Annotated in this window: 11 protein-coding genes; 7 read left to right on the top strand and 4 right to left on the bottom strand. The window is 42.2% G+C overall.

What is annotated here, in order from left to right; all coding sequences use genetic code 11:
* Positions 1-10 precede the first annotated feature (10 nt).
* The 6 genes from DTQ70_RS13270 (at position 11) to DTQ70_RS13245 (ending at position 7,827) form a co-directional block, all read left to right on the top strand.
* A complete protein-coding gene (locus tag DTQ70_RS13270) occupies positions 11-1,417 on the top strand; it encodes a RagB/SusD family nutrient uptake outer membrane protein (protein WP_122931250.1) in 1,407 nt (468 codons plus the stop codon).
* A gap of 51 nt (positions 1,418-1,468) precedes the next feature.
* Entirely contained in the window at positions 1,469-1,972 is a 504-nt protein-coding gene (locus DTQ70_RS13265) for a hypothetical protein (RefSeq protein WP_164490008.1), read from the top strand.
* Between the two features lie 147 nt (positions 1,973-2,119).
* Positions 2,120-2,536 carry a hypothetical protein gene (locus DTQ70_RS13260; protein ID WP_122931248.1) on the top strand — a complete coding sequence of 139 codons (417 nt, stop codon included), beginning with the start codon at positions 2,120-2,122 and terminating at the stop codon, positions 2,534-2,536.
* Between the two features lie 259 nt (positions 2,537-2,795).
* Positions 2,796-3,902, top strand: coding sequence for an efflux RND transporter periplasmic adaptor subunit (locus tag DTQ70_RS13255; protein WP_122931247.1), 1,107 nt, complete (start codon positions 2,796-2,798; stop codon positions 3,900-3,902).
* 12 nt (positions 3,903-3,914) lie between these two features.
* Positions 3,915-7,028, top strand: coding sequence for an efflux RND transporter permease subunit (locus DTQ70_RS13250; protein ID WP_122931246.1), 3,114 nt, complete (start codon positions 3,915-3,917; stop codon positions 7,026-7,028).
* 148 nt (positions 7,029-7,176) lie between these two features.
* Complete coding sequence (locus DTQ70_RS13245) at positions 7,177-7,827, top strand: response regulator transcription factor (RefSeq protein ID WP_122931245.1); 651 nt, start codon at positions 7,177-7,179, stop codon at positions 7,825-7,827.
* A 4-nt stretch (positions 7,828-7,831) separates the two neighbouring features.
* Here the strand turns inward: DTQ70_RS13245 and DTQ70_RS13240 are convergent, their stop codons facing one another.
* Positions 7,832-9,646, bottom strand: coding sequence for a tetratricopeptide repeat-containing sensor histidine kinase (locus tag DTQ70_RS13240; RefSeq protein ID WP_164490007.1), 1,815 nt, complete (start codon positions 9,644-9,646; stop codon positions 7,832-7,834).
* A 202-nt stretch (positions 9,647-9,848) separates the two neighbouring features.
* Here DTQ70_RS13240 and DTQ70_RS13235 point away from each other — a divergent pair, with 202 nt between their 5' ends.
* Entirely contained in the window at positions 9,849-10,490 is a 642-nt protein-coding gene (locus DTQ70_RS13235; protein WP_122931243.1) for a response regulator transcription factor, read from the top strand.
* Between the two features lie 69 nt (positions 10,491-10,559).
* On the opposite strand, the gene DTQ70_RS13230 is transcribed toward DTQ70_RS13235, so the two are convergent.
* The 3 genes from DTQ70_RS13230 to DTQ70_RS13220 are packed head-to-tail and all read right to left on the bottom strand — an operon-like array spanning position 10,560 to position 14,470.
* Positions 10,560-10,886 carry a sensor histidine kinase gene (locus DTQ70_RS13230; protein ID WP_164490006.1) on the bottom strand — a complete coding sequence of 109 codons (327 nt, stop codon included), beginning with the start codon at positions 10,884-10,886 and terminating at the stop codon, positions 10,560-10,562.
* Complete coding sequence (locus DTQ70_RS13225) at positions 10,861-12,489, bottom strand: sensor histidine kinase (RefSeq protein ID WP_164490005.1); 1,629 nt, start codon at positions 12,487-12,489, stop codon at positions 10,861-10,863. The genes DTQ70_RS13230 and DTQ70_RS13225 overlap by 26 nt, the downstream gene beginning before the upstream one ends.
* A 4-nt stretch (positions 12,490-12,493) precedes the next feature.
* Positions 12,494-14,470: a sensor histidine kinase gene (locus tag DTQ70_RS13220; RefSeq protein ID WP_122931240.1), complete on the bottom strand. Its 1,977-nt coding sequence runs from the start codon at positions 14,468-14,470 to the stop codon at positions 12,494-12,496.
* Positions 14,471-14,609: the final 139 nt, after the last annotated feature.

Genomic DNA, 14,609 nt, shown 5'->3' with positions numbered 1-14,609 from the left:
CGTAAAAGACATGTTGACAAAACAACTTAAAAATATATCGTTGGTGGTATTGGCAATGGTGGCTACATCGTGTAGCGACTTGCTCAATACAGAGCCAAAACAGTCGATAAGTACAGAAGTAGCTTTGACTGATATTACGGGGGTGCGTGCCCTTTTGATTTCAGTGTATGACCGTTTACAACCAAACACTTACTATGGAGCTCGTATGATGATTGCTCCCGAAATCATGGCTGATAACGTTCGTTTGACCAATACTAACTCAAACCGTTATTTCAACGAGCGTGTAAATGCACCGAGTGCTCACATGCAGCAATTTTGGGACAATTATGCGGGTATTAACGAAGCGAACTTCATCATTAAAGGAATTAGTGGCGCTAACACTACTGAAGCTGAGAAAGCGCAAATCAAAGCAGAAGCCTTGTTTTTGCGTGCTTTGTTGTACTTTGATATGGCGCGGGTATTTTGCTACGAGCCTACCAAAGTTGTGGGTGGAGCAAACTTGGGTATGATTTTGCGCACCGAACCTACAGATGACGTGACCAAAGCGGATTTTAAATCTCGTTCAACGATTGAGGAAACGTATCAATTGATCGAAAAAGATTTGAAAGAAGCGATTGCGTTGTTCCCTGCCACTGGTAACCGTCTTCGTGCCAATAAAGCGGCCGCAAATGCCCTCTTGGCCCGCGTTTACCTCTATTGGGAAAAATATGCAGATGCTATTACTTATGCTACCGCGGCACTTGATGCGCCTAACGGTGCTGTACTTGTAAGTGGTGCCAATTACACATCAGCATTTACGGCAGCTCCAAACCCAGAGTCACTTTTTGAAATTAATTATGTTCAGGCAACCGAAGGTTTGGGAGCTAACGAATCAATGCACTCATTGACGACCAACCTAACAACAGGTAACTGGGCGGACGTTGTTCCTACCAGCGAGCTACTTGCCTTGTACGAAGCAACAGATGTTCGTCGTACACAAGCGATGTTTGCTGGGGTAAAAGGTGGAGAATCGGTGGTGTTTAGCCGCAAATATCCAGGTTCAAGAGGGCCATTTACGGATAATATTCCTGTAATTCGTTTTTCAGAAGTATTGCTTATCCGTGCTGAAGCGTATGCCGCTACTGGAAAAGATGATTTGGCCTTGGCAGATTTGAACCGTATTCGTACACGCTCGGGCGCTACGCCAGTCGCCGCTACAGTGAAAGGAGCTGATTTAATTGAAGCCATTATGGTAGAGCGTCGTTTGGAATTGTACTTGGAAGGACACCGTTTCTTTGATTTGAAACGCCGTGGACAAACCATCACTAAGGCGAGCCTTTCGGCTGTGGTTCCTTACGATGACTTCCGCATTTTAGCACCACTTCCTACAGCTCAAGTTCAACTTAATTCAAACTTGAAGCAGAACCGTGGTTACTAAGAGCTAAAGCAGAAGATGGCTCAAGTCAGTTACTTAAACATTGAACAAAACATGAAAAATAAATTCATTCAATTTTTAGTAGTAGGAGCAATGGCGTTGTCGCTTACGTCATGCTTTGAAAATCCTTCTTGGACGTACGATATGGCTCCAGTGGTAGAGTTTAAAAACCCACGTACGGGTTTTGCAACGCAGCCCACCAACAACGTATCAAATGGTGCGGCGCAGCGTACTGTGCGTCAGGCAATCAAAAGAGATAGTATTTTGGTACAATTGGTAGGTGCACAACGTACAGAAGCTACCACATTTGGCTACGTCATTGATGCGGCAAAAAGCACAGCAGTTGAAAATATCAACTATCGTATTTTGGAAAGCAAAGGTTCGGTGACGATTCCTGCCAACAGTAGCTCTGCTTACATCAAGTTTGAAATTTTGGAAGGTATTCCAACGACAGTTGCCGCCACTCAAAACTTTCCATTGGTGTTGACATTGACGGGTAACGACCAAATCAAACCAAGCGAAAACTACAAGACGTTTACGTTGAATATTCGTCGATAAGTTAGATATTGTGTACTATATACGTAAAAGCGGCGCCCTCAAGGCGTCGCTTTTTTGTTTCAAATGGTTTTATTAAGGAATGAAATTTTAATTAGTTTGTTTTAAAGTTTATTTTTCAGTTATTAACTTTCCCAAAAACAACATAAGATGAAAAAAATATACAAGTTAACCCTGATTTGCTTGGGAACTGCGACAGTTTATTTTGCTGTGTTTTCTGAATACTTGGTGCTAAAGTATATAATAGTATTGGCGGGTATCTCTGTATTAGGTCTAGGTCTTTTTTTTGAACATAAATTTTGTAAAACTTACCCGACAGTTTTAGTAGTCTTAGGAGGGGCAATAGTTTATCCTGCACTATTAACTGAAAATCTGTTGCTAAGGTATTTGATACTATCGACTGGTGTTTCTAATTTGTTGATAGGGCTTTTTCTTGAGTATAAACAATGGGAAATCTCCCCTCCAGTTGCTAAGAAAGCGAGTTTGTTGCTACTCCTAATCCTAGTACCACTGACGGTTTTATTGGGGTATCTTGTAGTAATTCGCGGCGTTAGGATATTTAGTTAAGGATAAACGTAATGTTCATTCGACATCAAACCAAGCGAAAACTACAAGACGTTTACGTTGAATATTCGTCGATAAGTTAGATTTTGTGTACTATATACGTAAAAGCGGCGCTCCAAGAGCGTCGCTTTTTTGTTTCTTTTAAGCGACACAAAAAACAAATTCGTCGATGCCAGCCGCGAAAGCGACCTTTTTTGCCTAATTATGGTGTTACCTTATCTGAACCTCTACTAAGCAGATATATATTACTATTTACTAACCAATGAGCAAGCCCGTAAAAACCGTTGTCACAATTTTAGTTATTCTACTTATTACCGGTTTAGCCTTTTACCCTCGTTTAAAAGAATACGCCTCCAAAAAAGAGGAAAAAGGAGCGGGAGCAGGAAAAAATGCGGGCGCGGGTGCCAAAGGTGGAGCCCCAGGTAAAGCAGGTGGGCCAGCTCCCATTGAGATTTTGGTGGTACAAAATCAACGAATTGAGGAGAAAATTCTCTCGACAGGTACCATCATCGCCAACGAAGAAGTGGAAATTCGAAGTGAAATTGCAGGGCGAATCACTTCTATCAATTTTAAAGAAGGAGACTATATCCAAAAAGGGACAGTCCTGATTCGTATCAATGATGCCGATTTACAGGCTCAACTTCAAAAATTAGAATACCAGAAAAAATTGGCCGAAGTAAACGAAGAGCGGCAGAAACGATTGTTGGAAAAAGAGGCCATTAGCCAGCGTGATTATGACATCAGTTTGACCAACTTGAACAGTATGAATGCCGACATTGAAAACCTAAAAGCTCAAATTGCGAAAACGGTCATTAAAGCGCCTTTTGATGGAACTGTCGGATTGCGCTACATCAGTTCGGGAAGTTACGTAAACAATGCCACCCGCATTGCTACCCTCACCAACGTAAACCCTGCCAAACTCGACTTCTCGGTGCCCGCCAAATACGCCACAAGTGTTCGCAAAGGAACAAGTATTACGTTCTCGACCGAAGGTGGAGATGAGAAATTCCGTGGGACAGTATATGCCGTTGAGCCAAAGATTGACCCAAGTACCCGTACCCTTACCCTGCGCGCCACCAGCCCGAATCCAGGGCGTAAGTTAGTGCCTGGCGCGTTTGCGCGTGTAGAAATCATCCTAAATGCCAAACCCAACGCCATCATCGTTCCTACCGAAGCCGTTATTCCTGACCTTCGTGGGCACCGTGTCTTTATCGTGAAGAATAACAAAGCCGAAACAATTGCGGTAGAAATTGGGATTCGGAACGATAAAACAATCGAAATTATCAAGGGCTTGATGCCAGGTGATACCCTCATTACTTCGGGTATCTTGCAAGTGAAAGCAGGCGGAGAAGTGGATATTAAGAAGTAAAACAAAACTATCATGGCATCATTATCAACAACCAGCATTCAACGACCCGTATTGGCAGTGGTGATGTCGCTCATCATCATTATTTTCGGGTTGATTGGCTTTTCGTACCTTGGGGTACGGGAGTACCCGAGCGTGGATCCGCCCGTGATCAACGTAATGACCAATTATACGGGGGCCAATGCCGAGATTATTGAATCTCAAATCACCGAACCCTTGGAGGAATCTATCAACGGGATTTCGGGGATTAAGACCTTGACGTCGGCCAGCCGAGATGGACGAAGTAACATTACTGTGGAGTTTGATTTGGGCGTGGATTTGGAAACGGCAGCCAACGACGTGCGCGACCGCGTATCTCGTTCGTTGGGCTTATTGCCGCGCGATATTGACCCACCGATTGTGTCCAAAGCCGATGCCGATTCAAACCCCATTTTCTTCATGAACGTGAAGAGCGATAAGCGCTCGATGCTGGATTTGAACGACATTGTTGAACGCCAAGTAAAGGAACGTTTACAAACCATTTCGGGGGTCAGTTCGATTCAAATTTGGGGAGAAAAACGCTACGCCATGCGTTTGTGGATTGATCCGCTCAAATTGGCTTCGTATCGCCTTACGGCCATCGACGTGTTGAACGCCTTGACGCGCCAAAATATTGAACTTCCATCGGGGTCGATTGAAGGGGCAACTACTGAGCTTACGGTGCGTACGCTTGGACGTTTGACCACCGTTGACGAATTTAATAACCTCATCGTCAAAGAGGAATCTGATCGGGTGGTGAAGTTTATGGACGTAGGTAGGGCAGAACTAGCTCCCGAAAACGAACGTACCCTGATGCGTCGCGATGGTGTTCCGATGGTGGGTGTGGCCGTTGTGCCTCAGCCTGGGGCGAACCAAATTGCGATTGTAGATGAGGTTTACAAGCGTATTGACCAAATCAAAAAAGACCTTCCACCAGATATTGTGGCGGCGATTGGGTTTGACTATACCCGTTCGGTGCGACTTTCGATTTTGGAAGTAGAAGAAACCATCATCACCGCCTTCATTCTGGTGGCCTTGATTATCTTTATCTTCTTGCGCGATTGGCGGAGTACGATTATTCCGCTGACGGCGATTCCCGTATCCTTGGTCGGAACGTTCTTTTTGATGTACATCATGGGCTTTTCTATCAATGTGTTGACCCTGCTCGGAATCGTACTTTCGATTGGTCTGGTGGTGGACGATGCCATCGTGGTACTGGAAAACATTTATACCAAAATCGAAGAAGGACTGTCGCCACGAGAGGCAGCGATTGAGGGTTCTAAAGAAATTTATTTTGCCATTATTTCAACAACTGTCACCTTGGCGGCGGTGTTCTTACCCATCATTTTCTTACAAGGGGTAACGGGGCGATTGTTCCGCGAATTTGGGATTGTGGTAGCTGGCTCCGTCATTATTTCGGCTTTTGTGTCGCTGACATTGACGCCGATGTTGAGCTCCAAATTGCTAAAATCGAGCCACTCACAACCTTGGTTGTACCGTGTTACGGAACCATTCTTTTTGTGGTTGAACAACGCATACGAGTCGTCATTGGCGTCTTTTATGACAATCCGTTGGATGGCATGGGTGCTGATGATAGCGTTTGTGGGCGTCATTTATGCCTTGTTCAAATATGAAGCCATTCCTTCCGAATTGGCTCCCATGGAGGACCGTCGTGGTTTTCGGGTTTCACTGACCATGCAAGAAGGCGCAACCTTTGACTTTACGGATCGCTACCTTAAAATGTTTGGGAAAGTAGTGGAAGATGAAGTAAAAGCCAACGAGCGGGATGCCTTAATCACGATTACGGCGCCAGGGTTCTCAACCAATGCGACCAATACGGGCTTCGTTCGGGTGGTATTAAGTGAGCCTATGATGCGCCAACGCTCGCAAATGGAAATCGCCGATGCCGTACAATCAAAAGTGGCGAAACTGTCGGGGGCGAAATCGTTTGTTTTGCAAGACCCAACCATTCAAACGGGACAACGAGGAGGTAGTAGTTTTCCCGTGTCGTACGTTGTACAAGCGACGAGTTATGAGAAATTGCGGGCGGTGATTCCTGAATTGATGAAGCGCGTGAACGAAAGTCCGATGTTTGTAGGAACCGACATCAATTTGAAGTTTACCAAGCCTGAAATTCGCCTCGAAATTGACCGTGATAAAGCCCAAAACCTGGGAGTATCTATCCAAGACATTGCCCAAACCTTGCAATTGGGTCTTTCTGGTCGCCGATTTGGTTATTTCTTGATGAACGGAAAGCAATACCAAGTCATTGGACAAATTGACCGTACAGACCGTGATGATTTGATGGATTTGAAATCATTGTTTGTAAAAAGTAACCGAGGAGAGTTGATTCAGCTTGATAATTTTGTAAAACTTACCGAGCAAAGTTCGCCACCTCAGTTGTTCCGTTTCAACCGCTCTTCGGCAGCTACCATTACCGCAGGTTTGGCCAAGGGAGTAACGTTAGGAAAAGCTTTGGACGAAATGGATCGAATTGCGAAAGGGGTATTTGACGAATCATATACCACAGCCCTCGACGGGCAGTCGCGGGAGTTTAAGGATAGTTCTTCCAGCCTTTTGTTTGCCTTTGGCTTGGCCTTGGTGTTGATTTACCTCATTTTGGCCGCGCAGTTTGAAAGTTTTGTTGACCCAATTATCATCCTTTTGACGGTACCTTTGGCGGTTTGTGGCGCGTTGTTGTCGCTCTGGGATTTTGGCCAAACCCTCAATATTTTTAGCCAAATCGGAATCATTACGCTGGTGGGACTTGTGACCAAAAACGGGATTTTGATTGTGGAATTTGCCAACCAGCGGAAAGAGTCAGGCATAAACAAATTGCAAGCGGTAAGAGAAGCCGCAGTAGCCCGTTTCCGTCCGATTGTGATGACGAGTTTGTGTGCCATTCTAGGTATTTTGCCAATTGCGTTGGCCCTAGGGGCAGGTTCTGAAAGTCGCGTCTCGATGGGGATTTCAGTGGTGGGAGGATTGTTGTTTTCTACCATTCTGACGCTCTACATTATTCCCGCTATTTATTCGTATTTATCGAGCAACATCAAACCTGTGGAAAAGAAAGCTCAGGCGCCAACTGCCGAGACCGAACCCACTGCATAAGAATTTAAGTTTTCCATACCCTTTCTTAATTTTAGCCTCTGCCTTTATCAGCAGGGGCTTTTTTAATGGTTTTTTGGTGAAAAATCATGGAAAACCATGAGTAGTTTTAAAGTTAGAAGGCCACTATTTTGTAGAAAATTGAGAACAAATGCAATCATCCATTCGGCTTGTTATTGTTGATGACCACCAAATCGTGTTAGACAGCCTAAAAATGCTCTTCGGAACGATTGAAAATATTACGGTTGCGGTTACGTTTACCGATAGCCGAAATGTGATGAGTTTTCTCGAAGAACACGAAGTCGATATCGTTGTGTCGGACTTACACATGCCCCATTTGAGTGGGATTGATTTGACGCTTGTCTTGCGAGAGCGGTTTCCGACGGTGAAGGTTCTTCTCTTGACCATGGCCGAAGATGCCACGCACATCCGAGAAGCGATAAAAGCAGGAGTAAATGGCTATATTTTAAAAAAATCAGGACGTGAGGAGTTAGAAAAGGCGATTTATACCCTAATGTCGGGTCGAAAATACTACAGCGAAGCCGTGATTGAAGAACTATCTTCCTCAGCGCCCGAAGACCTAAACGATGCCCGTCCCGACACGATTTTACACCTGACAAGCCGCGAAATTGAAATTATCAAACTGATTGCCAGCGAGTTTTCAACCAACGAAATTTCGGACATTCTGTGTATAAGCGTGCCAACGGTAGAAACGCACCGCCGAAATTTGATGCAAAAGCTTGGTGTAAAGAGTGTAGCGGGCGTAGTCAAGTACGCCATGCGCCACGGATTAGTGAAATGAGGTTTCAACTAGGCAGGGTAATTTGAGACAATACTCCCCCTTCGGTAAGGTTTTCAAAATTCCATTTTCCTCCGAGGCTCTCCACGCGTGCTTTGATATTTTTCATTCCTTTACCATCGGAGGCGTTGTCAAAAATCCCTTTGCCGTTGTCGGTGACGGTCAACAAAAGACGCTCATTTTCAAGCCTTAGCTGGAGGTGCGCTTCGGTGGCTTGACTATGTTTAAGGATATTGTTGACCAATTCCAAACAAATGCTGTACAACTCAAATTCGACACGCTTGTCAAGCCGCCCGATTTGTGGGTCAATGTCAAGGTTGAAATGAGTCGTTTTGTTTTGGTTAATTTTACGGATTAAATAGCGGAGTGCTTCGATAAGTCCTTGCTTTTCAAATTCATCGGGGAGAAGATTGTGCGAAAGGAGTCGTACTTGTTCGTGCGCATTGGCAATTGTTCTTTTGACGTGCTCATATACATCTTGCTCTTGTGGACTAAGTTTTTTGATGTCGATAGCTTCAAGGCTCCAGTTGAGTGCCGACATAGTCCCACCCAGATTATCGTGCAAATCGGCGGCGATGCGTTTGCGTTCGGTGGTTTGGCCTTGGAGGAGGGCTGCCGAAATCGCTTGGTTCTTCTGCACCAACTCACGGTTTTTAGCCACCAATTTTTGGTTGGTCCATATCAAAATCCCAACAATAACGGCAACAAGCCCCAAGATGATGGTAAGATTTTGCTCTCGATTACGCTCGTTTTCTTGGTAAGCTTTTACTTTTTGAAGCTCCATTTCAAGCACTTTCTTTTCGTTACGAAGGCTTACATTGACGGTCGTTTCCAGCTTTTTAAGGCTTCCTTTTACGTTTTGATTTTCAATGTCTGATTTGATTTCTAGGCATTCGGCCAAAAGTTTGTAGTCTTTGGTTTGTTTGAAAATCTGAATCGCATCGTTGATAAACAACAGAGAATAATAGCGATTGATGTCTTTTTGATTGTGGTAAAATTCCAACCCTTGCGAAATAAGCTCTTTCTGCAACTGATTGAGCCGAAGCTGACATTTAGCAATTCCCGAAAACGTAACCAAATACACATCCCGCAAGTTGGTAAAATCTTTGGCCTGTTTGCAGGTGCGTTGGGCTTGTTCGTAATACTGCATGGCTTCTTTGGCGTTTCCTTGTTTGAGCAACAACTCCGCTTTGGTAAATTGGCCTAGAGCATACGGCCGTACTTTCCCTTTTTGAAGGGCTAATTTCATGGAACTGTCGATGGCCGTAATGGCTTTTCCGTACTGCCGTTGGTTGATATAAACCTCCGCTAAGTTGCCGTAAATGTGGTATTTCTGCGTTAGGTTGTAGTAATCGGCTTTGCCTTGGTCGTTATCTTCTAAGGTATAGCTCAGGGCTTTTAATAGGCTAGCTTCGGCATTTTTGAGTTGTTCGGAATTGATATAAAATAGACCCAAAAAATTGAAAGAGTCGGCCAATAGACTGCGGTCGTTTAATAATTTTGCCACGGCCAAGCCTTTGTTTGCTTCTTTGATGCCAATTTCGACCAAGTTATTGAAGTAATAAATTTCGCACTGCCGACTGTGAAAAAGGTACGTAAAGTAGGTTGGTTTTTTGATGGTGAGCAACAAATCGACGCGATTGAGCCAGTATTGAGCCGAATCGTAGTTGTCATCGTTCATAAAATCATCCACTTTTTGAAAATGGTCTTTCACCGTAGCTGATTCTTGGGGGGAGAGGTTTTCGGACGACTGGCTCAATGCAACAGTAACAAATGCTCCCCAGAGGCTCACCAAAAAGACTAGGAAAATGAAAGGTTTCATAGGGCAAAGTCGTGTACCAAAGGCAGATAAAGCTATCAAGTCCATAGATACTAAAAAAGTTGGTGATATTCCTAGGGAAAGGTGAATTTTTGGTACAAAATCATGGAAAACCATGAGGTATATTTTGTCCTTGATTTTTTAACGAAATATTTATCGAAGGAAAATACTATATTGTGCGCTTCCTTAACCCTACCGTAAAAACATGATCAGAGTACTCCTTGTGGACGACCACCAAATGATTTTGGAAAGTCTAAAACTACTTTTCAGACGAATCCCAGAGGTGAAGATTGTGGCGACGATTGATAACAGTAAAAATGTATTGACTTTTTTGGCCAATGACCCCGTAGATTTGGTGGTCTTGGACTTTAATATGCCTCACTTGAGTGGCGTTGATTTGACCCTCCAAATCAGGCAGCACCATCCAACGATTCGGATTTTGATGCTGACGATGGTGGAAGAGGCCATTCACATTCGCGAGGCCATCAAGGCGGGGGTACATGGATATATTCTTAAAAAAGCGGACAAAGAAGAATTAGAGCGGGCTGTTCAACAGGTGATGGGAGGAAAAAGGTACTTTAGCCCTGCGATTGTTGATGAACTTTCGGCACATCCTGGCGAAGATTTGAACAATGCCCAACCTGCTACTATTCAAAATCTTACTGAGCGCGAAATAGAAGTGTTAAAGCTGATTGCCTTGGAGTTTTCAAGCCCTGAAATCGCCGAAAAACTGTATATCAGCCTTTCGACCGTCGAAACCCATCGTCGAAATTTGTTTCATAAACTCAACGTCAAAAGTGCGATTGGCCTCACTAAATACGCCCTGAGGCACGGGTTAGTGGAGTAGATTGTTTTATTCTCCATGTTGAACTACAAACTTTTTTGAGGGAACGTTGCCAGTAGAGTTTTCATTGATTTACAAAGGAATCGAAATGGTGTTTGTAATTCCTTGATTTTCAGAGTTTTTGATTTTCCAAGTTCCATTAAGGCTTTCGACGCGTGCACGTACGTTTTTTATGCCTTTTCCGTCAGAATCATTTTCAAAAAAGCCGATACCGTTGTCGGAAACCATCAATTTTAACTCCCTATTGGGACGATCCGCCGCGCGGTCGGACCCTCGCAGGGCGGGGGCTGATAAGTTGATTTGCGCTTGAGTGGCTTTTGAGTGTTTTAAGATGTTATTGACGAGTTCGAGGCAGATGCTGTAGAGTTCAAACTCAATTTTGGGTGGTAGCCGTTCCAATTTTGGGTCGATTGAGAGGTCGAATTGAATGGCTTTGGTTTATTTTACGTACAAAGTGCTTGAGTGCTTCGGCCAAACCTTGTTTTTCAAACTCTTCTGGCAAGAGGTTGTGGGAGAGGAGCCTGATTTCGTTGTAAGCCGTATCGAGCATTTGTTTGAGGTTTTGATAGACGTTTTTCTCGTCGTCATCAAGTTTTTGAATATCAATGGCATTGACGGTATAAATCAGCGAGGACATGGTACTGCCGAGGCTATCGTGTAGGTCGGCGGCTACGCGTTTTCGTTCAATGGTTTGGCCTTGGAGCAGGGCGGCTTGGAGTTCGGCGTTTTGTTTTTGTAAGGCTTCCTGTTTTTCTTGGGAGAGTTTTCTTAATTCTACCAGTCTATTTTCTAACTTAAGACTTGTTCCTGCATATTCATTTGAAAGATATATTGAAATAGCTATCGGAAAAATAAGTACACTTAAATGAAACAATAAATCCAATAAGTAGAAATTTTCGGTTATTTGAATCCCTTTAAACTGATTAAAAACCATTATAAGGTAAATAAGATAAAGTATGGAAGATGTAATTAACCCCACAGACAATATGATTTTGCCTTTAATTCGATTTGTAAGTTTTAATATCTCAACAGTTATAAATAAAAGAGGAAAAATTAAGGTAAAAATAACCCCGATTTTGTGAAAAAACAATATAAAAATACTACTCAATGAAGTATAAATAGTAATAAACCAAAAAGATGGCTTAAATTTATTTGTATGGATTGTGTAAACAGCTACATAAGCAAAAGTTATGTAAATTGAGTTTCGTAAAATAAAAGTCATAAACGTCAAATAAGCAATTGGTTTTAAGAAGCCACTTTCATATAAAAAATTTGTAGAAATAATTTGACCCAAACAAATAGCTACAACTGCAACTGAAATATAAATATTTGCTTTTTGTTTTTTATAAATCATATAAAACCTAAAATGTAATAAAGCCAATATAAAAAAAATGCCTGCTTCTAAGGCTGTAATCTTCTCATATCTTTTACTAAACACAGCAAATTTAGGAGCATGAATAGGTGTGTTTACCACAAGCGAAAAACATTTTAAAATCGGCGGATTATTTACGTAGGGAAGTTTTTTTTCAATAGAAAAACGTATAGATATGACCAATTTATTAGTATTGCATTGATATTCAATAGCCTCACAAAATGCTCTAAAAGCAATAATTTTATCAAAATTATTGCTAATTTTTCCATAGGTTTTAATCAAATTTCCATTGTAATAAATTTCAGATGCAATGTTTTGATTTATTTGAAATACAATAAGCTTATTAACTAAGGAACTATCAAATTCTAAATGGATTCTAAGCCAACTTACTGATTGATTATATACTTTTTGGGGAATATTATAAATGTCGGTGTTTGGGTCAATGTTCTCCCATTTTGAATCATCAAAATCAGGTTTGGCAAAATCAGGATTGTCTCCCGCGTGCCATTTCCACCCTTTGTCAAGCAATATACCTTTTGAAGGAATACTATCAATACGAAAAACCTCCTTTTGCGCCCAACTGCACAAAGAAATGCTCGTGAGGAGAATAAAAGTTAGCAGCTTTTTCATTGATTTATAAAGGGATAGAGATGATGGAGGATGTTCCTTCATCCTGTTTTGAATCAATTTTCCAAGTTCCATTGAGGCTTTCTACGCGGGCTTTTACGTTTTTTATGCCTTTTCCGTCAGAATCATTTTCAAAAAAGCCGATACCGTTGTCGGAAACAATCAATTTTACCTCCCCATTGGAACGGTCCGCCGCGCGGGCTGATAAATTAATTTGAGCTTGAGTGGCTTTTGAGTGTTTTAAGATGTTATTGATGAGTTCGAGGCAGATGCTGTAGAGTTCAAATTCAATTTTAGGTGGTAGCCGTTCTAATTTTGGGTCGATTGAGAGGTCGAATTGAATGGCTTTGGTTTGGTTTATTTTACGTACAAAGTGCTTGAGTGCTTCGGCCAAACCTTGCTTTTCAAACTCTTCTGGCAAGAGGTTGTGGGAGAGGAGCCTGATTTCGTTGTAAGCCGTATCAAGCATTTGTTTGAGGTTTTGATAGACGTTTTTCTCGTCGTCATCAAGCTTTTGAATATCAATGGCATTGACGGTATAAATCAGCGAAGACATGGTGCTGCCGAGGCTATCGTGGAGGTCAGCCGCTACGCGTTTTCGTTCAATGGTTTGGCCCTTTAAAACTGAGGCTGATATTTCTTTGTTTTTTCTTTTAAGGCTCTGATTATGATAAAAAAGTACGCCTGCGAGAGTCATCAAAAATGCAATACTGGCCAATAGCAAATTACGAGTTTGCCGCTGGGAAGTCAGCTCATTTTGCTGAGTCAATTGTTCCATCGCTACTTTTTGTTGTTGATTGGCGATTTTAAACTCGGCTTCTTTTCGTTTTTTGTCTGCGTTTTGCTGGGCTACGAGTGCTTGTTGAAGTAAAAGGTCTTTGTTTAGAAAACTCATTTTAGATTCATTGAGCAAAAGGGTTTGTTTACTGATGGCCAATTCAGCTCGTTGACGTTCTATTTGAGTTTCTTTCTTCTGAGTTTGGTATTGCATTTCCAACTGACTGAGCTTGAGACTCACTTCAGCCTTTTCGAGAGAGTCATTGATTTGCTGCGCTTTGGTGTAATGGTACAATGCTTGTTCATAGTTTTTGAGATTTTGATAGCTTTTGTGGAGCATTTCATGGGCAGTACGAGCATAAGCCACCGACTTATTTTTTTCGGCAAGTTGTAGTGATAAGTTGGCCATTTTAACGACTTTTTCGGGCATACCAGCCCCATCGAAAAATTCAGTGAGACGATTATAGGTGAAATTATCATTGATTTTTTCAGGATTTTTGTCAATATCAATGCCTTCTTTGGCAAAATAATAACGTCCGCTATCCAGCATATTGTTGAATAAATAAGACGTGGCTACGTGCTTGTACTGAATAAGATCAGGACTTAGTTTGTACTTTCCAACCAGATACATAACCCTACGATGTATTTCCAATGCTTTGGTATAATTGTTCATACTTCGATACACATTACTCATGTAGTTGAGTGTATTGGCTTGGCTAAAATAGTCGTTGTGTTCTTCAAACGTTTTGAGGGCTTGGTTGAGGTAAAAAAGACTTTTGTCAAATTGTAAATCCATCAATAGTGCGTTGCCAAGTCGTGCACTGGCAATCCCTGCTTGTCGCCAGTTCTTTTCTTTTTCCCAAATCGCTATGGACTTGATGAAATCGGCTACCGATGAGTCTTTTTTGAGGTTAAACACATAATATTGACCACGTGCCCGATAAAAAAAGCCCCATCCTCGCTGCCATTTGGTTTTAGATAGCATTTTTTCACTTTCCCAGAGCCAATAGCGGACAGAGTCTAATTTCTGGAGACGATTATAGGTGGTGGCAAGGTTAATTTGGGTACCTATCAATAGTGTATCCTTTTGAAAAGAAGGCGACATTCGGCGAAATTCAGCGATTTTCCGCAAATCATCCTGAACCGACTGAGCCCAAGCAATTGTGCTAAAAATCACAAGTACAACAAGAGGGAGTATTCTTTTCATAGAGAAGAGGTTAATGAGGTCAATATCTATTTAATCCATCATTTTTCAAATTATTAGCTACGTAATGGCTTCAAAATCATGGTTTACCATGATATAAAATCGTGGTATGCCCTGATAAATTGAGAAATAATAAGCGACC

It is taken from the genome of Runella sp. SP2 (assembly GCF_003711225.1).
Lineage (GTDB): Bacteria > Bacteroidota > Bacteroidia > Cytophagales > Spirosomataceae > Runella.
This window is presented reverse-complemented; position numbering and strand designations above follow the sequence as displayed.